Below are 25,569 nucleotides of genomic sequence, written 5' to 3' on the forward strand. Positions count from 1 at the left end.
GACAATTGCAATTTCAGCGTTTAGTTTAACACCTTTTAAAAGCAGAGCCTCAAACCAACTTAAAATTGTTTCAAAAACTATGAATTATACCCATTCCATCAAATACTTGCTCAACTCAGTGGGAACTGAAACCCATTTTCAACGTGGCGCTGAATCCAGTGCTGAGTGATTCGTACTTTACCGGGCTGGTATCAGTCCTTCCACTTGTTCAGTTGGTCTTTCAGGTTAGGTGGAATACCTTTGATGACCAACGTATCGGATTCTGGCTGATAAACCACCCTTTCTCCCAACAGTTTTCGCTCAAAACTCAAACTGACGCCACCGCCAGCCCCGGTGAACTTGCTCAGTGTTTTGATTGAGGTTTTATCACCCTGAAAGGCACTTTCTAAATTTTCTTCTGATTGTTGGGAAAAAGCGTGAAAATCCTGGGTTTGATCCGCCATTGCCAGAGTTTTGGCCACATCTTCCACCACAATATCTTCACCCGATTCAATTTGGGATTTGTAATAAGTGGCCAATTCTTCGCGCTTTTGTTGTTTTTCTTCCGGCGCAAACTGTTCGACGTCCATGAACTGCTCGACTTTTTCCAGCAACAATTTGTTTTGCTGCTTGATATCCACTTCTTCTGCACAACCCAGGAACATCAAAAAGAAGTCTGAAATTTTTCGCCCGGCCCGGCCTTTTATAAAACTCACATAACGGTTTAATTCTGGCGTAGTTTGATACTGAGATAAATCAATTCTGGCTGCCAGTTGCATTTTGGCTAAATCAAGGTGGTTTGATACGGTTAAATTGAGTTGCGGATTAATTTCTACGTGCTCTTTGGTGTCCAACAGGGCCACCATTAAATAATCGGTGGCCAGATACTGATATTGAGTAACCACAATAAAGCCACTCTCCGGCGTGCCGGTTTCTATCATCGCACTAACCAGTTTATCGCATATCTGCACTGAAAACGGTAAAAAACCCGTGTCTCCGGCGATCAAACCTGCCAGCAAGTCTTTAAAACTCTGAGCTTCCTCGTCGTCTGGCTGTACAAATCCGCCAATACCTTTAACCGGTTTATTGTTATAACTTTGGCTGAGCTGTTGCACGAACAACTCAATATCAGCGCCGACGTCAAACAGATCGTCTCTGGCCCTGACACTGAGCTTTTCGCCATCATTGATGAGTTGATGAACGACAAAGTGATTTATTATTGCTGACATGAAAATCCCGGGAAATGCATCGATTAAACAATTGTATCTATGTCGGTGGACGCAGAATAACAAAGCATGTTGCTGTCACCTGACATAAAATGTGCGTTAAGTTGTGTGCCTGTGGTTAACACAGACCGACCTGGTTTTGCTGATACCCGACATTCTGTTATTCAGAGTTCAGGTTACAACAAAAATGCGTTACCATTTTACACAAGCTATATTCCGGATGTATACATGCCACAACAATCAAAATACTCAAACGAACAATTTGAGGCGCTTTTTAGCGACATTTTAATCGCTCTTGAAAAACATAACCCATCACCCGATCTGGCTATGATGGTACTGGGCAATAGCCTGACACACGTTCTGCAAACCCAGGTTTCACAGGAGATAAGGGGCGATATGGCAGAAAAGTTTTGCCAGGTGTTATTAAGTAGCGTAAAAAAGTAACAGCAGAATAACGATAACGAAATTACAAGTTCATGATCCTTACGGAAACGCCAAAACGGCAATTAGTCAGTAAGCTGGTAACCTGGGGCCACTGGTTTACCTTATGCAACATTATTGTTGCCATCTGTATCGCCGGTATTTACCTGTTTAGCAGCGCCCTTCCCGAAACCGCTTTAGGTTTGTTTTACCTCATCGCCAATTGGTTTAGTCATATCGGCTTTTTGACCTTTTTTGGGTTTGTGATTTTCATGTTGCCCCTTTGTTACCTGCTCCCCAATAGTCGATTTTTAAGAGCCTGGGGATCAACTGTCGCGGCATTTGGTCTGGCATTTTTGGCCTTTGATGCCCTGCTGTATACCCGCCACGGTTTGCACTTTAGCCCTTATTCTGCAGAGTTTATTCGCCAGCAGACTGATACCGTGCTGGCCGGGTTGAAGTTTCATCAAATCATATTTTTATTAGTGTCATTTTTTGCCTGGTTGTTGTTTCAGCTTTTAGTGGCTAACTCCTTGTGGCAACGCATCGAGCGCCTGCAAAAACTGAAAATTGGCTTACCAATTAGTTTTGGTTTTGTGACCCTGTTTATGTTTAGTCATATTGTCCACGTTTGGGCTGATGCGAACCTTTATCAACCGGTTGTTAAACAAGATAATATGTTCCCGTTATCCTACCCGGCAACCGCTAAAACCCTGCTGTCTAAATATGGTTTGTTGGACATCGAGCAATACCGCACTAAAAAAACACTGCAGTTTAACAATCAGTTTGAGCGTATTAGTTATCCCAAAAGCTCGCTGTTTTGCGCCACGAATCCCGATAAAAAGGCAGTACTCATTCTGGTGGATGACGCCCTCGAAACACACATTGAGCGCTCCTCGCCCGTATTTGGCAAGATGTTGCCACAGCACTTTGATCTCTCAACCTCTAAAATTGCCGGTATAAAAACAGCGCTTTATGGATTACCCGAAGTGTTCCACGCGAACCTCTCGAATAAGTCCCCCATTTTACTGCAGTTGATTACAGCGTCAGGCCAGCAGGTATTTTCTTACAGTGCTGATGACACTGTTGCAGCCTTTTTTACGCAACACAATACTGTCCCAGTACAAACTCAATCAGAGTCAGGTGAGATACCAGCTGCTGTTAACAATGGGCTGTATATACTGCATGTCAATGCCTCGCAGGCTGAGCAATGGATACAGGAAAATAATGGTTCAACGCCCTTTCTGATGACTTATTTAAACCCGGACACTCGTGTCCCTGCTTATACCAATTTACCGGTTACTATCAGCAACGAGTTAACTTCGCATCAGGATATTGCGGCCACCCTGATCAATTATATGGGTTGTGCCATTCAGGATAATTTGCATTCCACCGGTGAAAATTTGCTGAGCGGAGCCCGAAACTGGATCGTGAGTAATCAGCAAAATAAAATTATTATTTTGCACAATCAATTAAGGACAGAAGTTGACCCTTCCGGGAATTACCAACTGTATAACCTGGACGGCTCCCCGCAGAACAATGTTGAACTGAATATTCCATTGTTAGGACAAGCGATTAAGTTGTTGAGTAGTTTTAGTCAGGCGAAATAAAATTTCTTACTTTTCAGTGAAATAAATTTCGTTACAATACAAGAATTGGTTGCTAATATCAAAGCTGATCAGGTGAAGGAAATTCAGTACCGTGGTCTTAGGCCGTAGATTTATTTATTCATTATTTTTGTGTTGGGCAACCTCAACCCCGTTAGCGGCGAGAGAGTCGTTGGCAGTGGTTTATCCTGAAGTGCCCTCCCCGGCAAACTTAGTGTTTGAAGAAATCATTGCCGGCATTCAATCTGCTCATCCCAATAAATTAATGATAAAAGCGATTCAAAACTCAGAATCGCCTGACGAATCACTGGCATGGGTAAATGAAAACCAGCCTGAAATGCTCATAGCGTTGGGTAAACGCGGCTACCGAATAGCCAAATATATTTACAAAGACCGTCCTGTTGCGATTGGAGCTTTACCTATCAGGCCCAATGGCATTTCCGGTATCTCATTACTGGCCGATCCCGGCATTATTTTCGATTCATTAATAAACCTCGCACCAGATATAAAAACCATCAATGTGGTTTATTCTCCCGGCAGTCGCTGGTTAATTGCAATCGCCGCAGAACAGGCTCAGGCAAAGGGTTTAACCTTTAATCACGTTGAAGTGAAAAATATTAAAGATGCCATTAGCACCTATGATAAATTGCTCGAGAACATTAACCCCCGCACTGATGCTGTCTGGTTACCGGTTGATAAGATCACTGCACACGAACAAGTTATACTGCCCAATTTGTTAGAAAAATCCTGGGAACAGAACCTGGTATTATTCTCCAGCAAGCCTGCCCATGCCAAAAGAGGGGCGCTGTTCTCTGTGTTCCCGGACAACGAGGCATTGGGACAACAGTTAGTCAAAATGGTCACGGATATCTTAGTATCAAAAAATGACGCAGGAGTCATACCACTACAAAATATGAAACTGGCCGTTAATTTGAGAACGGCCGCGCATCTGGGTTTTGATTACAAATCCCAGCAAAAACAACAATTTCACCTCACCTTCCCACAGTAGCGCTTTATGAACGACGTGCAAGAACACAGCAAACTCAGAGCCGCAGTGGGCAGAACCAAAGACTCACTCAGCATCAGACGGCAATTATTAGCCTATATCGTTGCCGGTGTTTTTGTATTGTTGGTGCTATTTAGCATAACCATTAGCTGGTTAGCCGGTAAAGAAACCAGCGAACTGACAGTTAACAATGCACAACAGGTTGCCAGGGCGCTGGCGCAACAATCGGTACTGGCACTGTTAACCGAGTCCGAAGAAAACGCCGATACCGCATTGGATCAGGTGATGTCGTTTCCCGATGTTGCCGGAGCCGGCCTGGTGACACTCGAAGGTGAAATATTTGGATGGCGCGGCGATGCCAGGGGTGAAAACTACTTCCGAAAGTTCAACTGGCAGGAAACCCGCAATTACCTTATCCTGGAAGAAGACGATGACAATTGGTTTGTTGCGTCTGCGGTTATTCTCACTGATAACGAAGGTGACAGCGAAACTGAGCTGTTCGAATCCACTGAAGAAAAGCTGGGCTACGCCATCTTATCCTTTAGTAAAGAAACCCTTACCCAGATTAACCGCGATATTATTTTAACTATTGCGATTACGGGCGGTATCGCCGTCATTGGCCTGATTCTGATAGTCGGCGGCGCTATCCAACGTCAGCTCACCCCGTTGCAGGCGTTATCAGAAGTCATGTCACATAACCATGAGACCGGAGAGCACCGCTTAGCCAAAGTACATGGCGCAAAAGAGATTGAGCAGATGGCCAATTCATTTAACGCGATGATGCTAACGCTGGACGAGCAGGACGAGCGGTTGAGGAATCAACGCGACCAGTTAGAAGCCGAAGTTAAAATACGCACGGCCGAACTGACCGTGGCCCGAGATGCGGCATTAACCAGCAGTCGTCATAAATCTGAATTCTTAGCCAATATGACCCACGAACTACGGACGCCAATTCAGTCAATAATCGGTTACGTTGATCTGGCCAAGGAAGAAGCGGAAAATGAAGGACAGTTCGACATGGCCTCGGATCTGGATAAGGTCACACGCAATGCCGACAGGTTATTAGGCATGATCAACTGCCTGTTAGATTTATCAAAAATTGAAGCCGGCCGCATGGAGTTAAACCTCTCCAGCACCTACCTGAAAGATTTACTGCAAAATTTAGCGGAAGCCACTGCGCCACTGTTCCCTCGCAATAACAATAAGTATTTACTCGATAACCACGCCGGTAATCCAATCCTACGCATTGACAGTGAAAAAGTCCTGCAAGTGCTGATAAACCTGGTGTCTAACGCTTGTAAGTTCACTGAAAACGGTACAGTCACACTGCGTGTTGAAAGCCATTCTGGTCACTTGATTTTTAACGTCATTGATACCGGCATGGGAATACCGGCGAATCAACTTGCCAGGATATTTGATCAATTTCAACAGGTCGAAAGCGGTGATACTCGACGTTATGGCGGCACGGGGTTAGGTTTGGCGATATCCAAACAGTTTTGTGAGCTCATGGCCGCAAAGATAAAAGTGGAAAGTATTGAGGGGCAAGGTAGTTGCTTTACCGTTAAGCTTCCTATCAGCTAATTACAGTATTTCCACAACATTAGCTACCTTTACCTAAAGCTGTTCATTCAGCTATCACACAAGCATCAATGTAATTTAATACACATTTGACTAATCCCTGTGCAAGTTTTGCAAATTAATCATAACTTCATAAAAGTTTTACACTGCAATGACTTGTTAAAACCCAAATAGCTAATACAATCAAAGATATAATAAATAGAGCAAGCTCTGATAATAAAACCACATCTGCACTAATACGCGGACACAAACTATGAAAAGAACACTACTCACGACCTGTGTGTTATTGGCCATTTACGGCCAGTCATCAGCAATTTTTGCGGCCTCCCCCATGCTGCAGGAAAGTGACATCAACGACGATTATCTGGAAGATGATTTTGGTGATGATCAGTTTGGTGACTTTTATGGTAGTGAAGAATTTATCAGCATTGCGACAGGCACCCAGCAAGCTATTGAAAAAGCACCTGCAGTAGCATCAGTGATTACTGCAGAACAAATTCGACAAAGCGGCGCCAGAAATCTTATTGATGCTCTCAAAATGGTACCAGGTCTTAATATTAGTCGCAGTAGTCAGGCTATGGGGCCAAAATTTAATTTTAGAGGGATAACCTCAACCTTTGGCCCGCAGACTCTGGTCATGCTCAATGGTGTACCAACAAAAAGTGTTATGCGTGGCGACAATCATGTTGTGTGGGGCGAATTCCCGATCAACAGCATATCCAGAGTCGAAATTATCCGGGGTCCGGGTTCGGCACTATATGGTGCGGATGCTTTTGCCGGGGTAATCAATATCATTACGCACACAGCTGAAGAACTGCAACAAAGTGAAGTTGGTGTCGGCATTGGTAGCTACAGCGCCCAAAATGGCTGGTTTAAATCCGGATTTGAAAAGGAAGCATTAAAAGTCGGTGTCTCAATGGAATATCTCCGTTCAGATGGCTCCGACAAAATCATAGAGGTCGATGCGCAGACGCCACTGGATGCACTGGCAGAGCAGCTTTTTGGATTAGCCCCAGTATCACAAGCACCAGGCAGCACCAATTTGGGCTTTACGGCTTTTGATGCATTTTTAAATGCTGAATATCATGGGTTTGACTTTGGGATAAGCTTTCAGGACAGATCAGATGTTGGTACTGGACAGGGAATTTCTGAAGCCCTTGATCCAAACGGCAAGTTTGGTAGCAAAAAGCTTATGGTGGATCTCAAACACGAAACAGCGAGAATGAGTAATGAATGGAAGATTTCCAGCCATTTCAATTACTATCGTTCGTCTCAGGAAGTAGAAGAAAACCTGAATCTGCTGCCTCCCGGTACCTTATTTGGTGCTTTCCCTGACGGTATTATTGGTAATCCAGGCTGGAAAGAGGACACCACAACGTTTGAAATCAGAGCGGATTATGCAGGTTGGGCTGATCACCATGTAACCATAGGTGCGGGTTACACAATTCAGGACTTGTATGAGGTGACCGAAAGTAAGAACTTTCTTCCTGATCTGACACCACATCCGGACGGTTTGGTGGATGTATCAGATACAGACGATGTATTCATATCTGAATATGACCGAAACAATGAATATATTTTAGTTCAGGATATCTGGCAAATTGCGCCAGATTGGGAGCTGACAACCGGTTTAAGATACGATGACTTTTCTGATTTTGGTTCAACGGTAAACCCCCGGCTAGCGCTGGTGTGGTCCAGTAGCCTTAAGTCAACGACAAAGTTTTTGTATGGTCGGGCTTTCAGAGCACCAAGTTTTGCCGAGATACTTACGGAGAACAACCCCGTGGCACTCGGCAACCCGGATGTACAACCGGAAACGATAGATTCGTTAGAGATTGCATACAGCTATCGCCACAATGATAAACACACCACCTCTGTTAATATTTTTCATTACAAAATCGAAGATTTTATCACATTTGTCCCGGATGAATTTGCACCAACTGCAACTGCTCAGAATGTCGGCGAAAGAACAGGCTACGGCCTGGAAGCCGAAACCGGCTTTGAATTGCACAGTGATGTGTCATTTAAAGCCAGTTATTCCTATGTAAAAGCTGAGGACGACCTGGTAAATGATGATGTGGGAGATTACCCCAATCATCAATTAAAAGCGGAACTGTTGTGGCAACTAAACCCCAATTGGAGTTTGTTTGTGACTTCAGCAGTTATTGGTGAGAGGGAACGAACACACTTTGATCAGCGAGATGCATTGGATGGATACACAGACGTGGGATTTAATCTAATCTATCAAAACAACACAGGATGGTTGCTTTCTTTTAGCGCTGATAATCTGTTGGACGAAGATATATACGAACCCAGCACCGGCCCCAGTGCGGAAGGTGGTGATATAAACCTGCCCGGAGATTTGCCGCAATCAGGAGTTCAGTTCAACCTGAAAATCACTAAATCGCTTTAAATTACCAGGGCCTGGGGGAAACCCCGGTATACTCTACTCTGTCGCATCGGACTGGTAAAAAGGCACCTTCTACATCCTGTTTTGCTTCGATATAACAGGGCGGCATGCCGGCCACAAAGCACAATGTCATGTACATATGAAATGACTCCGCATCAAAACCAAGATCGGCCCCTAAAGCAGCATAGAGCGCGGCAACATTCATATTGATGTGTTTCTTTGCCTTTAACAGAATAGCCACTTTGATTGCCAGGTTAAAATGCTCCAGAGAATTGATTGGGTTTTCTTTAACAAACTTGATTAGATGAGGAACCCGTTCATCGGTACTGGCAAGCGGCCTGCCATAACCGAAAATAACCTTGTGTTGCTTCAGCTCTGCGTCAACAAAATCAGCCAACTCACCACCATCACTGACGTAGCTATTTGCCCTTTTGAAAAAATCAATAGCCACTTTAAAGGGTTTTCCGCCGAATATTGCCGCTTCACAACTTGCAATGCCTGCCGCTAACGCCAAAGGAGGTGTAGTTCTGGCAGTCCCCGCCAATGCGGTAATGTGATTTGGCCAGATTGATTTGTCCGGGTAACTGGTACTGACCCAGATAAAATTAAGCAGTTTGACCTCCGATTCAGAAAATTGTCTGCCGGTAATGCCATAAGCAAACAGCTCGATCCAGGACAAGTTTTTTAAATCATGATGCAGGTCTTTGCCACGGTACACAACACGCTGACTCAAATAGCTGCGCCCCATTTCAGTGACAATTTTGTTTTCATGCGAAAACAGGTCGGCAATGCTCATGGTAAGATCTCCGACACATCGGGTAAAGGTCCAACTTCGCCGGGATCATTACGCAACTCTATTTGCTGTCCAAAAAATGGAAATTGTTTCCAGCCCTGTTGTTTTGCTTCCAGCGAATGAACAGCGGCGCCCGGTAATCGTAACATTAAACTACAAAGTTCGGCTTTATCAGGTGAAAAGCCCAAATGGTAAAAACAGGCTGCAACAACAAAATTCATGCCTAGCGCCATTCCAAGCGTATTTTCAAAATTTTCAAGGTTTTGTTTCAGCCAGGAAATGGCTGGATATTTGTTCCAGAGTCCTCGCAACGCTAAAAAATCGAGGGTATTTTTGGAGGCTTGCTGAGCATGAGGCAGAAAACCCGGTGGATGCTCAAACTTCTCCCATATATCTTCCCTGCTTCGCTCTGTATTTGGCGCGTTTAAAGCGATGATCCATTTATCGTAATCTAAATCAAATCGAACAAACCAACTTACCAGTTGCTGTAACTCATGACTTCCCTGGTAATTGCCGGAGGCAACCGCTAAAAATGACATCAAATTTGCGGCGGCTGGTGCTCCACCCACGCCACTGTTCATGGCAGCTCTTATTGCCAAATCACGTGGCCCTGAATTTGCTATCGCAACAGCCATACAGTCAAACAGGTACAGCTGATCAGGTTCCGGCTTATGTCCCAAAAACAAGGTCAGAATATATTCTGAAAAACTTGCCTGCCCCAACATTTCGCCATAAACATCATAACCATGGCAATAGCTTTTTTGGGCCAAAAACGCATTATCAGGTGACGCCTCATCACGCCATATTGCTGTTTTGAATTTTGGGATGTTGTCCACACTAACCTCCGGGTGTGGCGGAACCACCGTTTACTGCAATCCCTTTAACTCTGTCACCCATTGGAGGCACTTCGTTTTTATCCACCCGAACGTCTATCAACGTGGGACCGTCTTTGCTGAATAAGCGTGGGTAATCAATACTTTCCAGTTCTTCGACGGTATTGATAACAATACCCTCTACCCCAACCGATTCGGCCATCATGGCAAAGTTGACTTCACCCAGTTCAAAACCTACCTGTTCAGCACCGCCTAAACGTTGACCATGCATAACCATGCCAAGTACAGAATCATTCAGTACCAAAAACACGATGGGTAATTTCATTTGTTTGGCAACAGTGATCTCTTGTGCACTCATCAGGTAGCTACCGTCACCAGTAATACACACATGCGGCTTCAATGGGCCATCCACCCGGTTACCACCGGCAGATCCTACAACAGCGCCAATTGCCCACGCCATGGCACCAAGCCCCATGGCGATGTGCAACTTGCCATCGTGTTCTTTGCGTTGATAATACTGAATCGACCATGACCAAGCATTGCCGGCATCCACAAAGACACGAGTCTCTGCAGGCAGCTCACGGCTTAAGTGAGTAAATAAACGCTGAGGTTTGATCGGATTGTCATCACTTAAACACTTGTCTTCATCAAACAACGATGTAGCACAACCGTTAATATTCAGGCGGTCCGGCTGTGGTAAGCCTTCCCATTCTTTATTCCAGTAACGCTGCGCCCGATTCAACTTTTCATTTACGATGCGGAAAATTGTCGGGAGATGACCACAAACGTGCAGTCTGGCCATGTGTGAACGGGTAAAATGTTCAATACGGGAATCCACATGGATCAGTTTTTCATTCATCAGTTCACTGGCCCAGCCACGGGTTCCCAGTTCACCTAATGCGGCACCGATTGCAATAACTAAATCAAGTTTGTTGTGATCCTGCAGGAGTTCTTTAGCACTTTCATGGCCAGCAAAACCAAAAACGCCCCGATATAAAGGGTGCGATTCGTCAACCCAGCGCTTACCCATGGGTCCAGTTACGAATGGGGCATTAATCATCTCTGCAAAGCGCATAATCTCTGATGATGCATCTTTACAGCCATCACCAATAAATAACGCCACTTTATTCACGCTTTTTAGTTCGATAACCATCTGATCCATCGCACCCTGATCGGTCAAGGTATAACGGGTTCTCAGGGTTTTCTTTTCGACATTTGCTTGTTTGAGCGCGACGGTTCTGAGCACATCTGAGGGAATACTGATATGCACCGGACCGGCAGGTTCGTTACGCGCAGTCATTAAAGCAGATACCAGTTTGGTTTCTAACTGCTCGTGATGACTCACCAGGGTACTGTATTTAGTACAATGGTTAAACATACTTACCGTATCAATGGCGGCACAGGAAGAATCTTGTAAGGCTCTTTTACCAAACTTAGGTAAAGGGGTTTGGGCGGTAATCACCAGCATTGGTGTATTATCTGCGTAAGCTCCTGAAACACCGGTGATCAGATTAGTGGCACCTGGGCCAGTTGTCGCACAACAAACACCAATACGTCCGGTTTCACGCGCATAACCGTCAGCCATAAATGCCGCGCCGGATTCATGTCGGGAGACAACGGGAGCTACTCCGCCATGCCTGGCACTGACTGCCAAAGCATTGAATAAAGGTTCAATCGCCCCACCGGGCACACCATATACAAAATCAATATTCAGTTGATTGAGATAATCAACGATCATGTCTGCATACGTAAATACATCCATGTCTAAACCAGATTCCGTTTTTGAATCAGCCATAGACATAACACCACCATTTCCTGTCACTTGTTAAAGAAGCGTGTCGCCATCAATTTTTTACCTGACAGTTGTTTAGCAACAACTGCGAGGTCCATTATCAGCACCGATGAAAGAGTCATTTTTAGTCAATTAAATAAACTCATTGTTTCGGGCTATACATCGGTATCATTTTTCATCCGTTAGAAAACCGAGGCGCGTAATCTACACAAAATTTGAGCAATTTTATACCGATAATGTGATTATTTTTTCGCTAATCATCCTACCAGTAAAAATCAGGTTGATTTTCTTACCACATTTAACCTAAGCGGTATTAAAAGTTACCAGCATTGCGTTTTAGCTCGTATCGCTCTTCAATCACATCAATACCTAACGGCTTACTAATGTGATATCCCTGCAGGTAATCTACGCCCAGTCCTTGCAATTCCTGTGCGGTTTCTTCATCTTCAACGAACTCGGCAACGGTTGTTTTGTCCAGCGCTCTGGCCACTTCACAAATTGACTTCACCAATGCTTTGTCAATCGGGTTATCTTTCATATCCTTAACAAAAGAACCATCGACTTTGACACAATTTGCTGGCAGCTGTTTTAAGTAACTGAAGGTACTAAAACCCGTACCGAAATCATCAATGGAAAACTCGCAACCCAGTTCCATTAACTTCTGGATCATATCCTGGGTAGCGCCGAGATTTGTTAAACTGGCGCTCTCAGTAACTTCGAAGATAATTTGCTGCGGATTGACGTTATATTGATTGAGCTTTTCTTCCACCAATGGCAACAAACGCTCATCACTGAAAGCCTGGGCAGAAAGGTTAATGGCAACCTTTTCCAGCACGCTGTGTTTACTGATCATGCTCATGGCCTTAGAAATCACCTGATGATCCAGTAAGTTAATGTCTTCCACCCGTTCAATAGCGGGAATAAACTCGCCCGGGAAGATGAGTTTTCCGTCTATTTCGAGGCGTACCAATGCTTCAAAATAATGTACCTCGCGGGTAACCGCATCAACCACAGGTTGAAAATGTAAAATAAGTTGATCTTTAGTGATGGCTTCCTGTAGCACGTGCACCCACTGTACAGACATCTGAAAGTCTTCCGTTTCTTTGTCTGCTTTTTCAAATACGTGCACCAGGTTTCTGCCACGCTTTTTGGCAACATATAAAGCGATATCCGCCTGTTGCAAATACATTTCTGGCTCAGTCTGTTCACCGTTGATCTCGGTAGCACCAATACTACAACTGATCTTAAAAATACGTTCGCCAAACTGGTAATGACCTTGCTGTAATAAATTACAGATCTCATTCGCTATCTCGCGCGCTTCGTTTTGATTGGTACGCGGCAGAAGTAAAGCAAACTCATCCCCCCCTACCCGACAAAACACATCCGCTTCACGCTTTACAGACGAAATGGCACCGGCGACTTCTTTTAAGATGATATCTCCCTGGTGGTGCCCCTGAGTATCATTGATCACTTTAAAATGATCTAAATCCAGATAAAGTAAAGCGTGTACTACCCCCTGCTTTTTCGCAGTTTCGGCCAGACGATTCAATTCGGTATCAAAATAATGGCGGTTATACAGGTTAGTCAGGGTGTCATGTGAGGCCAAATGGCTCAGTTGCATTTCCGCTTTTTTGCGGTCATCAATGTTGTCCAGGTTTACCGTTACACCCGAGACCTTGCCCTGTTGATATAAATCGTTGAACTGCACCTCAACCCATATTGCATCTCCGGGCTTAGTTTCTAACTGAAACTCAATGCGTTTCGCTGTGGCAGTTCCATCCAGCATCTGACTCAAATTGTGCTGCACATATTGCCGCGTATTGCCATCATCGCCATAAGCAAAATCCGCTAATGACTTGCCCATAGTATCTTCTTTGGAATAACCGGTTAGCAACACCCAGGCTTTATTGATAAATTTGATATAACCATCGCTGTCCAACTCCATAACCACAGTGGACAGGTGATTTAATAAACGGGTATGAGCCTCTGACAGCTGTCGAAACTGCTCTTCTCGACGTTTGATGGTCATAACCTTGTCTTCAAACTGACTATTGCTGACCAGATAATTTTCGCGTTGGGCAGCAATGGCGATAACCCTGCGTAACTGCTCCCCTTTAAAGGGCTTCGAAATAAAATCCACAGCGCCGTCAATTAACAGTTGCTCCGCAAGATCCGTACTGCCATGAGCGGTCATAATGACCACTGCCTGCTGAGCATTAACAGCCAGTATATGTTTGAGGACTTCCCCTCCTGACATCTCAGGTAATTGCACATCAAGCAAAACAATATCGAATTTGTCTGCTTTGTACTTTTCTACACCCAGAGTTCCTGTGTAGGCCACTTGTACCCGATAATTGTTATTCAGTAAACGGGAGGCTAATTCTGCGATATCCGGATCATCTTCCACCACCAGTACAGACATTCTGTTGTCCAACGGTTCATTGCTATCCGAAAAGGTCATTACCAGTTCTGGCAGCGTGTCCAGGTGTTCAGCCGCCAGTACATGGTTGATGGTAAATGCCGTCGCCGTAGTTTTGGCAATATGTTCGCAATAGGTATCGGTGATCAGAATGTAGGGGGTATCTGATGGTACTTTAAACAAATTAGCCCGTACCATTCGAACCAGTCGCCAGGCATCCATTTGCCCGATGAATGTATCTGAAATAATCAGATCAACGGGTTGCTGTTTCAGCATGGAAACTGCACTACTGGAATCCTGAACATGGATTACATTCACATTCCGTTCGGAGAGTAAATCAGTAACTGATTGCTGTCGCACCAGGTTCTCGGTTATCAGCAATACTGAAATGGATATCGCCATTCTTTTCCCTAAAATAAGAGGTATTCTGCACACACAGGCATTTTAATTCCTCATACTACCTGGATTAACAGGAAACTAAAATACTCATTCTGTCTAACTGCTTAAATTCTGACATGTAGCAGTGAAGGTGCCACTGCATCTGCCAGTTCTCCTGAGACACCGGTCTGATTGTGTGAGATTAATATGCACTTTTTAACACCCGCGGCCTTACCGGCTATCATATCGGTAATTTTATCCCCAATCATAACAGACTGACTAAGCTCAATGTTGAGTTCATCAGCCGCCGTGTAAAGCATTCCGGGCTTGGGTTTGCGGCAATCGCAATCCACTTTGTATTCACCATAACCTTCCTGAGCGTGATGTGGACAATGGTAAACTGCGTCGATGTAGATGCCCTGCTGTTTAAATTCATTGAGCATAAAGTCGGTTAGTTTCTCGAAGTCAGCCTCAGAATAATATCCACGCGCAATACCAGACTGATTAGTGATGATGACCAGTTTATAACCCATGGAAATAAAGCGGCGGCAAGCGGGGAAAACGCCGTCAAAAAACTGAAAATCACTGATACGAAAGGTATAGCCGTGATCCTCATTGATAACGCCATCACGGTCTAAAAATACCGCCTTATGTTTGTCGGTCTGAATGGACATAGAAAAGGTATAATTTTTTACTTGCTGATAAGGATACCCAATAGATAACGTTTGGCTACTATCCTTTGGTATGAGAGCGCACGTTTGCTGAAGAAACGTGCGATTAGGTAAAATTAAATCGCGGTTTAAACGCGAGTACCACCATCCAGCTCAATGACACGGCCGGTAAAGTAGTCATTTTTAAAAATAAACTTAGCGGTTTGTCCCAACTCTTCTACTTTCGCAAGGCGTCGTAAAGGCACGGTCTTCAGAAACATCTCCATCATTTCCGGGCGCATCTGGCGTGCCATATCGGTATCCACTAAGCCGGGCGCAATACAGGCTGCACGAATGCCAAAACGAGCCAGTTCTTTTGCCCAGGTGACGGTCATAGTCGCTACAGCTGCTTTAGAAGCAGAATAGTTTGTTTGGCCCATGTTTCCGGCACGGGAAACTGAAGAGACATTAATGATCACGCCTTCACAACCCAGATCCACCATTTTAGCCGCGGCTTCACGAGCACATAAAAACGTACCGGTTACATTGACGTCTAAAACAGACTGAAACTGCTCTAATGGCATTTTCTTTTGAACTTTACCGTCTTTGACTTTTAGCAACATACCATCACGCATGATACCGGCACTGTTGACCAAACCATTTAATTGTTTGAAGTCTGCCGCAATGCGCTCAAACACCGCTTCCACTTCCTGTTCGTTAGTCACATTGACCACATAAGGACGGGCAGTAATGCCTTTTTCTGAAAGCTCGGCAACAGCCTGATTCAGGCTGTCTTCTTTCATATCCAACAGAGCGATATGGGCTCCTTCATCCGCCAAAATATCGGCCATTGCACGGCCTAAACCCTGCGCAGCGCCTGTAATTGCAATGACTTTATCTTTTAAATTCATGATCTCAGTTTGCCTTTTTAATGTTTGGTTTGACCCAACAACTGAAAAATACTGGAGAAATCTTTGTTCCCCTGCCCCTGGGCACTCAAAATCTGGTAAAGGTTTTGCGCCAATGCCCCCATAGGAGTCATCGACTGACTCTGGTTAGCGGCTTCCATTGCCAGTCCCAGATCTTTTTTCATCAAATCCACCATAAATCCACCTTCGTAGCCTTTGGAAGAAGGCACATTAGGCAATACATCAGGACAAGGGTTATACAGTTCTAACGTCCAGTTGCGCCCTGAGCTTTGCAACATAATGTCAGACAAGACTTTCGGATCCAAGCCGTGCTTGATCCCCATCTGCAATGCTTCTGAGGTTCCTGTCATTAAAATAGCTAACAGCATGTTATTACAGATTTTAGCTACCTGACCGGCACCAATATCACCGGCATGGAAGATGTTTTTGCCCATCGCCTCTAACACAGGCTTAGCTTTGTTGAAGTGCTCGTCACTGCCACCCACGATAAAGGTGAGTGTGCCACCCTGAGCACCTGCTACACCACCGGAGACGGGAGCGTCAACAAAACTGATATCCAGAGAAGTTAAATGCTCGCCCACCACTTTAGCTGAGGCCGCATCTATGGTGCTGGAGTCAATTACCATGGCGCCTTTTTTAATATGGGCACTGATCCCCTGCTCAGAAACAAACAGCGATTTTACGTGTTTGCCCGCGGGTAGCATGCTGATCACAAAATCCACATCTGTGACTACATCCGCTGCAGAGTCCGCCTTATGTGCGCCTTTATCAACCACTTTGGCGACATTCTCGGGTACCAGGTCAAAGACCTTAACATTGTGACCCGCTTTCACCAGGTTGGCGGCCATAGGGCCACCCATGTTACCTAAACCAATAAATCCTATGCTTGCCATTATTATGCGACTCCTAAATTAGCCAATGGATGGCTTTGCTCAGTCCAGTTACCCGTAAAAAACGAAGCGATAAACTCATCCGGGATCATATCCTGTGATGGGTAGAGCCAATTGGGTGCTCCATCCTTATCAATCAGCAAAGCTCTGACCCCTTCCTGAAACTCCCCTGCTGACCCGCAGCGACAGGCCATAATCAATTCCATACGAAAACAGTCAGCTAAAGAGAGTTGCTTACCTCTTTGCAACTGTTCCCATACCAGACGTTGAGTGACCGGAGAGCCATTGACTAAGGTTTTAGCGGCGCGGTTTAGCCACTTTTCATCTGACTCGAGCCACTTGCTCACCTCAGCCACAACCTCAGTCAAGGATGTCTGCGCCATAGCGCTCTGGATCTGCGGCTCAAACTGAGCGATGTTAGAGGCAGGTAATTTGTCTTCTGATACTGAGTTCAGTTCAGTCAATACCAGGTTAAGCCCATCGGCAATTGCAGCAAATTCCGCACTTGCCAATTTATCCATAAAAGCATCAACACTTGTATCGGCAACAGCAAAATCTGCCATACCGATTAATCTGGCATCAGCAGCGTTGATCTGTACACCGGTCAACCCTAAAAACAGGCCTATATTGTCTTTAAGCTGATTCAGGAAGTAGCTTCCGCCCACATCAGGGAATAATCCGATGGTGATCTCCGGCATGGCCAGACGGGTTGTTTCGGTCACTACCTTGTGACTGGCACCGGAAAACAAACCAATGCCACCGCCCATGATGAAACCGTTACCCCACACAACAACTGGCTTGCTGTAGGTATGGATTAAAAAGTCCAGTTGATACTCTTCAGTAAAAAAGGTCTCAACAGAACCAGGGGTTTTGTTAGGTTCAGCCTGCATTGCCTTGTATAAAGACACCACATCACCACCGGCGCAAAATGCCTTTTCACCGGCACCGCTTAACACCACCGCCGCTATTTCTTCGTCGGCTTGCCAGCTTTGCAGTTGTCTAGTCAACAACTGCACCATTTCCAGATTCAGGGCATTGAGTGCCTTGGGTAAATTAAGCTGTGCATGTCCAAGCTGTTGACCGTTTTTAAGCGCGACGGTTGAAAATAAAACTGGCGCTTCGCTCATTTTATTCTCCTTATTTTTAGAGTAATTCGCCGGCACCTTCTGCCAGAACCCGACGGCCCACAATCAGACGCATGATTTCGTTTGTACCTTCCAGGATTTGGTGTACACGTACATCGCGCACATGACGCTCAAGCGGGTACTCCTGAATGTAACCATAACCACCGTGAATTTGCAGGGCTTCGTCACACACTTTAAAACCAATGTCAGTAGCGAAGCGTTTCGCCATCGCACAATACGCCGTCATTTCCGGATCATTATTGTCCAGTTTAAAGGCTGCCAGACGCACCATCTGACGTGCAGCAACCAGTTCCGTGGTCATGTCGGCAATTTTAAACTGTAGTGCCTGAAATGCCGCCAGAGGTTTACCAAACTGAGAGCGCTCCTGCATATAGTTTTTGGCTGTATTCAGGGCTTGCTGTGCAGTACCAATAGAGCAGGTGGCGATATTAATACGACCGCCATCCAGACCTTTCATAGCAAAAGTAAAGCCCTGACCTTCGTCACCCAATAAATTAGTGACCGGGATGCGCACATTTTCAAAGGTTACAAGACGTGTAGGCTGGGCATTCCAGCCCATTTTTTCTTCGGCTTTGCCATAAATGATACCTTCAGCATCAGCGGGTACAACCACTGCAGAAATGCCTTTAGGGCCAGCTTCACCGGTACGTACCATAACCACCATGACGTCGGTTTCACCGGCGCCAGAGATAAACATCTTGGAGCCGTTGATCACATACTCATCACCTTCGCGTTTTGCGGATGTACGCAAGGAAGCGGCATCACTGCCCGAACCCGGTTCGGTTAGACAGTAAGACGCCAGTTTTTCACCTGTCACCAGTGCTTCGCACCATTCATTTTTAATAGCGTCAGTGCCCCAGGTGGCAATCATCCAGGAGGCCATATTGTGAATAGTCATCATGGCCGTAGTCGCAGTACAGCCCATTGCCAGCTGTTCAAAAATAATGGATGAATCTAAACGAGACAGTCCAAGACCACCGACTTCTTCCGGAGCATACAGGCCGCAAAAACCCAGTTCGCCCGCTTTTTGAATCACTTCTTTAGGAAAGTAGTGCTCTTTATCCCATTTAGCCGCATTCGGCGCTAATTCCTGCTCAGCAAACTGTCTGGCAGTATCAGCAAACGCAATTTGATCTTCAGTCAGATTAAAGTTCACATCTCACTCCTTTATTAACGCAAGTGAATGGTCATATTCGGACCGGTAGGAATATCATCTTCAAACCAACGAGAGGTAATCGTTTTGGTTTCGGTGTAGAAACGTACTGCCTGCTTACCATAGGCATGCAAATCACCGAAGAATGAGTTTTTCCAGCCAGTGAAGGAGAAGAAAGGGAGTGGCACAGGAATGGGGACATTGATGCCTACCTGACCTACCTCAATTTCGTGTTGGTATTTACGTGCAGCAGCGCCGCTGGCAGTAAAGATGGAGGTACCGTTGCCATAAGGATTGGCATTAACCAGTGCGATAGCTTCTTCCAGTGTGTCCACACACATGCAGCACAATACCGGACCAAAAATCTCTTCCTGATAAATGCTCATTTCACGCGTAACATTGCTGAACAAAGTTGGACCAATCCAGTTACCGGACTCGTATCCTTCAACAGTGCATACTGAGCCATCTACTAAGCAGGTAGCGCCCTGCTCTTTACCTTTTTGGATATGGGCTAAAACGCGCTCTTTGGCTGCCGGGCTGATCACCGGACCAAATGCCGCTGACTCATCATCCCACAGGCCGGGTTTTACGTCGTTGAACAGTGGTACCAATTCATCAATCCATTCCTGTGCACTACCGACAAATACTGCAACAGAAATCGCCATACAACGTTGCCCCGCAGCGCCCACTGATGAGCCTACCAGGTTATTCAGAACCTGAGCTTTGTTGGCATCAGGCATGATCACGCTATGGTTTTTAGCACCGGCAAAACACTGTGCGCGTTTCATATTTTCGGTAGCCGTTTTATAAATATATTGACCTACCGGCACAGAACCGACAAACGACACGGCTTTAATGTCCTGATGGTGTAACAATCCATCAACAGTCGATTTATCACCGTGCAGAACATTTAATACGCCTTTAGGTGCACCGGCTTGCATGAAAAGCTCAGCCAGTTTCATCGGCGTCATGGGGTCCTGCTCAGATGGCTTAAGTACAAAAGTATTACCCGCCGCGATAGCCATCGGGAACATCCACAAGGGGATCATAGCCGGAAAGTTAAAAGGAGTAATACCGGCGCAAACACCCAAAGGTTGGATATAGCTGTAGGTGTCGATACCACGGGCAACGTTTTCTACTGTTTCACCCATCATCAGAGCCGGCATATTAATGGCTTGCTCTACGACTTCAATGCCACGCCAGACATCACCTTTTGCATCTGCGAAGGTTTTACCGGTTTCCTGGCTCAGGATTTTGGCAATTTCGTCGTGGTTTTCTTTTAACAATGCCTGGTAACGCATCATCACACGGGCACGCTCAGAAACAGGCGTTTCGCGCCAGGTTTCAAAGGCGGCTTTGGCTGCAGCAACAGCCTTTTCCACTTCCATGGCTTCCGCCACAGGTGCCAGGGCAATAGTTTCATTGTTGGCAGGGTTGGTTACATCGATAGTTTTTGTGCTTTGAGAGGCGACGAATTCGCCGTCAATTAACAAGGGAACGGTTTGCATAGGGTACAAGCTCTTTTGTTAATGTTAAGAAATTGTAGCGACTTTAGCAGAGTTTTAACCTTTACGTTAACGTCAATTTAAAAAATATCCTCCGCCAAAGTGACAACCAGAGCTTACACTCCTGATTGAAAACCCGTCGGCACAGAAGATTGGCGAATTAAACATTGAGAAAAACCGAGTAATTATTTGCGCATTCAGACTTTCTTACATAAGGTTAAGCAATAGGCAGATTATTAGGAGAGTGATATGAACAGACCGCGTGGAGATCAAATAAGTCATCATCGTACCTACGAAACGTCCAGTGATCGCCGGGACAATGCTAACCGAACTCATGGTCAGCAGCGTACCCGCTCAGGGTCAGTTGAAATAAGACGTCGTTCAGGCTCGGTGGACCATTTTCATTATCACGAGAATCGCAATACAACCGGGTTTATGGTCAGCAGAGGGACTCATACCGACAGACATGGCACAGTGACACATGGGCGCAGAAATGTAGACTCATCCTATAACCCATAAAAAACAGGCGTCAGGTCAACGGCTGGGAAGTGTCTAGGCTAATAGTGGCGATTCAATGTCAGGGTTTACACTTGAGAAAAGCACTACACAAGCTGCCAGGTATTCTGTGTCAGCACAACTCACGTCGTAATCGAGTTGACTCTCCCCTAAATGTTGCAAGATAAAATATCCCTGAGTAAATTTAGTCAAAATTTGTCGGTTATAGAATTGCCACACATCTAATAGTGGCATATGCTTAACACGGAATAGAAAAATAATAGGGAAATCACTCATGACTGCAAAACAAGGCAGCCTGACGATTGCCGGATGCGGCCTGCATCCTGGCCATATGACACTTGAAACCGAAAGCTTAATTAAAAATGCTGAAAAGGTGTTATTAGTGGCCCCAAATCCGCTCTCTATTCAGCACATTATCAGCCTGAATAACACCACCGAACACCTGGGTAAATACTACAACGAAGAAGGCATTTCCCGCCCTGACATTTATAAAAAAATGGCCATGCACATTATTGATCTGGTGCGCAATGGTGTTCAGGTTGTTACCGTGTTTTATGGCCACCCAGGCGTGTTTGTCACCTCCACCCGGCTGGCCAGCAATGTCTTAAAAAATGAAGGTTACCCGGTAAAAATGTTGCCGGGCATCGCTGCTGATGCCTGCCTCTATGCAGACCTTGACCTGGACCCTGCAGATACGGGCTGCCAATCTTACGAAGCAACACGCTTTTTATTAACCAGGCGAACTCCGGATACGAGCGCCGCATTAATACTGTGGCAATTGGGATTAACCGGCGAGCACACTAATGATCATTTTAAACCTGGCGAGCAGGGACTAAAGGCTCTCAGTCGATTATTGGCTGAGTATTATCCAGCGAGTCATAAAGTATGTGTTTATGAAGCTCCTACCCTGCCGGGGTTTGCGCCACGTATAGATTGGATGACCATCGAAAAGTTGGCTACTGCTGATGTCAATACCATCAGTACCTTGTACGTACCAGCAGGTAGTGAACCCACGTTTGCCGAAGACCGCCTGGCCTGGTTGGGTTTAACCGAAGCAGACATTGAACATTGGGAAGAATACGAAGAGTTCGAAGATTGAGCCAGTTATGCAGTATGGCTTTTTAACTTGTTAGCAAATGCGCAAACAAGAAACTAAAACGAAGGTAAAAAGAGGAACGTAAAATGGATAATTTAAGCCGTTTTTATATTGACTTGGCCACTGACACTAGCAAAGCTGATTCATTTTTTCATGCGTCTGAAGCAGAGAAAATGCAAATTTTAGAGAGCGCCGGAATTGCGGACTCATCGAAATTAGTGGCTGCGGATCAAAGCGAAATCAGACATTTAATGATGAACGCATTGTCTAACTCAACGGGTTCGTGGAATGGATTAGATAATAATGCTGATAATAACGATAATAAAAACAATATCGGAAAATTAGGACTGCACAATAGAAAGCAATTTCATTAGTCATCCAGTGCGTCGTTTCTTCTCAAAACAAAGCTATGAATTGTTGCTCATTGTTTTTATATGGGCGCAATCATTTTTTGCACTGAGCTATCAAGAAACGACGCAATTATCTGAAATACAAAATGAACAATATATAGAGTCAGTACAAACGGTAGAAAACCTCGCTCGCAAAAACCCTCAAAAGGCAGCGTCAATAGCTCTAGAGACTTTACTCAAATTTGAGCCCAACTTATCCCCGGAAAACCATGGTCGTATATTAAATGGTTTGTCTTACGCCCTTTCTTTTATGGGTGATTACCAGGAATCTATGACTCGCGCTAAAGAATCGGAGCAACATGCAATTCGGTTCGGGTTAAGTGATATATTGGCTCGTTCCAATATGCTTCAGGGAAATATTCTGCAGACAATCGGTGAATACGATCAAGCGATAAAGCAATACCACAATGCAGTAGCACACTATATGGGTAGCGGTAACATTTTATATGAGGGTTACTGTTACAACAATATGGCTAACACGTATCAAAATGCAGGCTTGTTTCAATCTGCATATGAATACTATCAAAAATACAAAAATATAAATAATGATGGAAGTGTCAATAAAGGAATTGGAGATGTGCTGCTTAAAATGGGAAGGTTTGAAGAAGCATTTGGAAGTTTCGAAGTTGCATTAGAACAATATAGGAACGAGCAAGATGTTTTGGGCCTAATGCTGACCAGAAATAGCTTAGGAGATGCCTTTTTAAAATCTGAACAACCCTTAAAAGCTCTTTCCAGTTACACAGAAGCTTACACCATCGCGCAGAGAAATGGATATGAATACTCCATTGACTATTCCATGAAAGGAATTGCCGAATCCAATTTGCATCTCGGAAATTTTATAAAAGCGCACGAGTGGATAGATAAGGCATTATCGCTCACAGAAGCTGCACATAATAAAGACTCGGTTATTCCATTACTTGAGCTCAAAGCAGATATTTATGAGGCACAAGGCGATGTGCTAAACGCTTTCAATCTAATCAAGACATCCAAACAAAAAAAGGAAGAACTAGAACTGGAAAAAAGCTCGATACAACTCGTCGTTATGCAAGCGCTTTATGAAAGCGAAGCTAAAGCAGCAGAAATTGCCGAGTTGGAAGAACAAAATAAAATTCTACAGTTAGAAGGAGCCGTTGAGAAAGAGCGCTCTCAACAGACGCAGTTTATTGCTTTTACACTTGTCTGCGCATTGTTAACTCTGGCCTTTTGGATCTTTACGGTTTCCCGCGAAAAACAACGTCTGGCAAAGGTATCTGCTGAATTAGAAAAGGCTAAGGTACAGGCTGAAACGGCGACTCACACTAAATCAGCGTTTCTGGCAAATATGAGCCATGAGATTCGCACCCCACTGACATCCATTATTGGTTATGCCGACAGCATCTTGCAGGGAGATATCCCAGAAAAAGAAGAACACAGGGTCATTAAAATTATCTGCGAAAATGGCAACCACCTGCTCAATGTTATCAGCGACATTTTGGATTTTACCAAAATAGAAGCAAACAAACTGGAATTCGAAAGTATAGCCACACCGCTAATCCCACTGCTTGCACAGATAGAATCAGTAACCGGAAAACGGGCGCGCGACAAAGGCTTAAGCTTTGATTTGCATTTTCGTTATCCTTTACCCAGTGCCATTATTACTGACCCCACTCGTCTGCGGCAAATTCTGTTTAACCTCACCAACAATGCCCTTAAGTTTACCGATAAAGGCAGTATAAATGTGTCTGTAAAATCGCTGGAAAACCAGTTACTGATTGGTGTCAGGGACACCGGCATTGGTATTAGCAAGGCCAATCAACAGGCTCTTTTTCAACCTTTCCAGCAGGCAGATGGTTCCATTAACCGTCGCTTTGGTGGTTCCGGTTTAGGTTTATCTATCTCCCGTCATCTGGCGCAAGGATTGGGCGGCGATTTAACTGTATCCAGCGAAGAAGGCAAAGGTTCAGAATTTGTGGTTGCGATTAATCTACAACCTGCGCCCGATTGTCGCTGGATAACCTCAGGTGAAGAAGCGCGCGTTGTTACCCAAACCGTTGAGGCACAAAAACAAACACTACCCAAATTTAATAAGGCCAAAGTATTGCTGGCAGAAGATCACCCAAACAACCGCGAACTCATCCGCTTAATGTTGTCCCGAATGGGCCTTATGGTGACAGATGTTGAAAATGGTCTTCTGGCCTGCAACGCCGCATTAAAAGAACAATTTGATTTGGTGTTTTTAGATATTCAGATGCCGGTAATGGATGGTGGTCAGGCGCTAAAGCAAATCAAAAAGGCGCATCCGGACACCCCGGTGATAGCCCTGACGGCGAATAACATGAAGCATGAGGTTGAACAATACATGCGCGAAGGGTTTACGGCACACTTACCCAAACCACTCCCCAGAGAAGACCTGATTGCCCTGTTAGAACACTATCTTGCAGACTTTTTGATTACACCTGAAACTAAGACGACGACAAGTGACATGCAGGCTTTGCCGGTGCCCAAAGGTGCTACGCCGCTGGCGGGACAAGAAGAGGATATGGTAAAGCTCATTGCCAGCTATGCGTCGCAGCTCAATCAGGAGGTGGAACAGGCCGTCATGTTTTGGCAGGCTGAAAACTGGCCTGCATTATCTGAACTTGCACACACAGTAAAAGGTTCGGCCGCTAACTTCGGTTTTGCCAATATTGGTGAGCATTTTAATCAAATAGAGCAGCAACTAAAAACCCGTCAATACCCTCAGGTCAGTCAGTTAATTAATCAGGCTCTGGGGGATATCCCCCTGTGTCAGGATAGTTGTCGCCTCAGTTTTTCGTATTGTTAGACAGGGGGTGGATGACAGGTTTGAGTGA

20 protein-coding genes are annotated in these 25,569 nt (G+C 45.0%); 9 read left to right on the plus strand and 11 right to left on the minus strand.

The genetic code is table 11. The features are described 5' to 3' along the window. Positions 1–191: 191 nt before the first annotated feature. Entirely contained in the window at positions 192–1,208 is a 1,017-nt protein-coding gene (gene yejK / locus AC0J20_RS14000) for a nucleoid-associated protein YejK (protein WP_473022130.1), read from the minus strand. Positions 1,209–1,274: 66 nt separating this feature from the next. Here yejK and AC0J20_RS14005 point away from each other — a divergent pair, with 66 nt between their 5' ends. From AC0J20_RS14005 to AC0J20_RS14025, 5 genes are all read left to right on the plus strand, one after another. After that, complete coding sequence (locus tag AC0J20_RS14005; protein WP_473022131.1) at positions 1,275–1,649, plus strand: YejL family protein; 375 nt, start codon at positions 1,275–1,277, stop codon at positions 1,647–1,649. A 32-nt stretch (positions 1,650–1,681) separates the two neighbouring features. Then, complete coding sequence (locus AC0J20_RS14010) at positions 1,682–3,235, plus strand: DUF3413 domain-containing protein (RefSeq protein WP_473022132.1); 1,554 nt, start codon at positions 1,682–1,684, stop codon at positions 3,233–3,235. A gap of 175 nt (positions 3,236–3,410) precedes the next feature. Next, positions 3,411–4,241 (plus strand): ABC transporter substrate binding protein, encoded by an 831-nt coding sequence (locus AC0J20_RS14015; RefSeq protein ID WP_473022151.1) that lies wholly within the window; start codon positions 3,411–3,413, stop codon positions 4,239–4,241. Positions 4,242–4,247: 6 nt separating this feature from the next. After that, positions 4,248–5,819, plus strand: coding sequence for a sensor histidine kinase (locus AC0J20_RS14020; RefSeq protein WP_473022133.1), 1,572 nt, complete (start codon positions 4,248–4,250; stop codon positions 5,817–5,819). 250 nt (positions 5,820–6,069) lie between these two features. After that, entirely contained in the window at positions 6,070–8,229 is a 2,160-nt protein-coding gene (locus tag AC0J20_RS14025) for a TonB-dependent receptor plug domain-containing protein (protein WP_473022134.1), read from the plus strand. 1 nt (position 8,230) lies between these two features. Here AC0J20_RS14025 and AC0J20_RS14030 read toward each other — a convergent pair whose 3' ends face one another. The 10 genes from AC0J20_RS14030 to AC0J20_RS14075 all read right to left on the minus strand — a co-directional run bounded on the left by AC0J20_RS14030 (position 8,231) and on the right by AC0J20_RS14075 (position 20,716). Continuing rightward, complete coding sequence (locus tag AC0J20_RS14030; RefSeq protein ID WP_473022135.1) at positions 8,231–9,022, minus strand: citrate/2-methylcitrate synthase; 792 nt, start codon at positions 9,020–9,022, stop codon at positions 8,231–8,233. Beyond that, positions 9,019–9,855: a hypothetical protein gene (locus AC0J20_RS14035; RefSeq protein WP_473022136.1), complete on the minus strand. Its 837-nt coding sequence runs from the start codon at positions 9,853–9,855 to the stop codon at positions 9,019–9,021. The genes AC0J20_RS14030 and AC0J20_RS14035 overlap by 4 nt, the downstream gene beginning before the upstream one ends. A 1-nt stretch (position 9,856) precedes the next feature. Continuing rightward, a complete protein-coding gene (locus tag AC0J20_RS14040) occupies positions 9,857–11,647 on the minus strand; it encodes a thiamine pyrophosphate-binding protein (RefSeq protein ID WP_229527489.1) in 1,791 nt (596 codons plus the stop codon). A gap of 310 nt (positions 11,648–11,957) precedes the next feature. Beyond that, positions 11,958–14,465, minus strand: a complete 2,508-nt coding sequence (locus AC0J20_RS14045; RefSeq protein ID WP_473022137.1) for a GGDEF/EAL domain-containing response regulator — start codon at positions 14,463–14,465, stop codon at positions 11,958–11,960. Positions 14,466–14,566: 101 nt separating this feature from the next. Next, positions 14,567–15,115, minus strand: a complete 549-nt coding sequence (gmhB, locus tag AC0J20_RS14050) for a D-glycero-beta-D-manno-heptose 1,7-bisphosphate 7-phosphatase (RefSeq protein ID WP_473022138.1) — start codon at positions 15,113–15,115, stop codon at positions 14,567–14,569. Positions 15,116–15,240: 125 nt separating this feature from the next. Beyond that, positions 15,241–16,002 (minus strand): SDR family oxidoreductase, encoded by a 762-nt coding sequence (locus tag AC0J20_RS14055; protein WP_473022139.1) that lies wholly within the window; start codon positions 16,000–16,002, stop codon positions 15,241–15,243. Positions 16,003–16,019: 17 nt separating this feature from the next. Then, complete coding sequence (gene mmsB, locus AC0J20_RS14060; protein WP_473022140.1) at positions 16,020–16,913, minus strand: 3-hydroxyisobutyrate dehydrogenase; 894 nt, start codon at positions 16,911–16,913, stop codon at positions 16,020–16,022. Between the two features lie 2 nt (positions 16,914–16,915). Then, positions 16,916–18,037, minus strand: coding sequence for an enoyl-CoA hydratase/isomerase family protein (locus AC0J20_RS14065; RefSeq protein WP_473022141.1), 1,122 nt, complete (start codon positions 18,035–18,037; stop codon positions 16,916–16,918). A gap of 16 nt (positions 18,038–18,053) precedes the next feature. Further along, complete coding sequence (locus tag AC0J20_RS14070) at positions 18,054–19,211, minus strand: acyl-CoA dehydrogenase family protein (RefSeq protein ID WP_229527496.1); 1,158 nt, start codon at positions 19,209–19,211, stop codon at positions 18,054–18,056. A 14-nt stretch (positions 19,212–19,225) separates the two neighbouring features. After that, entirely contained in the window at positions 19,226–20,716 is a 1,491-nt protein-coding gene (locus tag AC0J20_RS14075; RefSeq protein WP_473022142.1) for a CoA-acylating methylmalonate-semialdehyde dehydrogenase, read from the minus strand. A 246-nt stretch (positions 20,717–20,962) separates the two neighbouring features. Between AC0J20_RS14075 and AC0J20_RS14080 the strand changes: the two genes are divergently transcribed. From AC0J20_RS14080 to AC0J20_RS14095, 4 genes are all read left to right on the plus strand, one after another. Beyond that, complete coding sequence (locus AC0J20_RS14080; RefSeq protein ID WP_473022144.1) at positions 20,963–21,232, plus strand: hypothetical protein; 270 nt, start codon at positions 20,963–20,965, stop codon at positions 21,230–21,232. Between the two features lie 271 nt (positions 21,233–21,503). Next, positions 21,504–22,328, plus strand: a complete 825-nt coding sequence (locus AC0J20_RS14085) for an SAM-dependent methyltransferase (protein ID WP_473022146.1) — start codon at positions 21,504–21,506, stop codon at positions 22,326–22,328. 83 nt (positions 22,329–22,411) lie between these two features. After that, positions 22,412–22,699, plus strand: coding sequence for a hypothetical protein (locus AC0J20_RS14090; protein WP_473022148.1), 288 nt, complete (start codon positions 22,412–22,414; stop codon positions 22,697–22,699). A 307-nt stretch (positions 22,700–23,006) separates the two neighbouring features. Further along, positions 23,007–25,541: a tetratricopeptide repeat-containing hybrid sensor histidine kinase/response regulator gene (locus tag AC0J20_RS14095; RefSeq protein ID WP_473022149.1), complete on the plus strand. Its 2,535-nt coding sequence runs from the start codon at positions 23,007–23,009 to the stop codon at positions 25,539–25,541. Positions 25,542–25,569: the final 28 nt, after the last annotated feature.

Source organism: Planctobacterium sp. R6, assembly GCF_055755215.1.

What these genes read in the sequence shown, in the direction of transcription:
- AC0J20_RS14025 (WP_473022134.1), top strand. Translation starts at nt 6,070, where the DNA reads ATGAAAAGAACACTACTCACGACCTGTGTGTTATTGGCCATTTACGGC.
- AC0J20_RS14010 (WP_473022132.1), top strand. Translation starts at nt 1,682, where the DNA reads ATGATCCTTACGGAAACGCCAAAACGGCAATTAGTCAGTAAGCTGGTA.
- AC0J20_RS14090 (WP_473022148.1), top strand. Translation starts at nt 22,412, where the DNA reads ATGGATAATTTAAGCCGTTTTTATATTGACTTGGCCACTGACACTAGC.
- AC0J20_RS14095 (WP_473022149.1), top strand. Translation starts at nt 23,007, where the DNA reads ATGACTCGCGCTAAAGAATCGGAGCAACATGCAATTCGGTTCGGGTTA.
- AC0J20_RS14055 (WP_473022139.1), bottom strand. Translation starts at nt 16,002, where the DNA reads ATGAATTTAAAAGATAAAGTCATTGCAATTACAGGCGCTGCGCAGGGT.
- gmhB (WP_473022138.1), bottom strand. Translation starts at nt 15,115, where the DNA reads ATGTCCATTCAGACCGACAAACATAAGGCGGTATTTTTAGACCGTGAT.
- AC0J20_RS14085 (WP_473022146.1), top strand. Translation starts at nt 21,504, where the DNA reads ATGACTGCAAAACAAGGCAGCCTGACGATTGCCGGATGCGGCCTGCAT.
- yejK (WP_473022130.1), bottom strand. Translation starts at nt 1,208, where the DNA reads ATGTCAGCAATAATAAATCACTTTGTCGTTCATCAACTCATCAATGAT.
- AC0J20_RS14075 (WP_473022142.1), bottom strand. Translation starts at nt 20,716, where the DNA reads ATGCAAACCGTTCCCTTGTTAATTGACGGCGAATTCGTCGCCTCTCAA.
- AC0J20_RS14030 (WP_473022135.1), bottom strand. Translation starts at nt 9,022, where the DNA reads ATGAGCATTGCCGACCTGTTTTCGCATGAAAACAAAATTGTCACTGAA.
- AC0J20_RS14045 (WP_473022137.1), bottom strand. Translation starts at nt 14,465, where the DNA reads ATGGCGATATCCATTTCAGTATTGCTGATAACCGAGAACCTGGTGCGA.
- AC0J20_RS14005 (WP_473022131.1), top strand. Translation starts at nt 1,275, where the DNA reads ATGTTGCTGTCACCTGACATAAAATGTGCGTTAAGTTGTGTGCCTGTG.
- AC0J20_RS14040 (WP_229527489.1), bottom strand. Translation starts at nt 11,647, where the DNA reads ATGGCTGATTCAAAAACGGAATCTGGTTTAGACATGGATGTATTTACG.
- mmsB (WP_473022140.1), bottom strand. Translation starts at nt 16,913, where the DNA reads ATGGCAAGCATAGGATTTATTGGTTTAGGTAACATGGGTGGCCCTATG.
- AC0J20_RS14020 (WP_473022133.1), top strand. Translation starts at nt 4,248, where the DNA reads ATGAACGACGTGCAAGAACACAGCAAACTCAGAGCCGCAGTGGGCAGA.
- AC0J20_RS14080 (WP_473022144.1), top strand. Translation starts at nt 20,963, where the DNA reads ATGAACAGACCGCGTGGAGATCAAATAAGTCATCATCGTACCTACGAA.
- AC0J20_RS14065 (WP_473022141.1), bottom strand. Translation starts at nt 18,037, where the DNA reads ATGAGCGAAGCGCCAGTTTTATTTTCAACCGTCGCGCTTAAAAACGGT.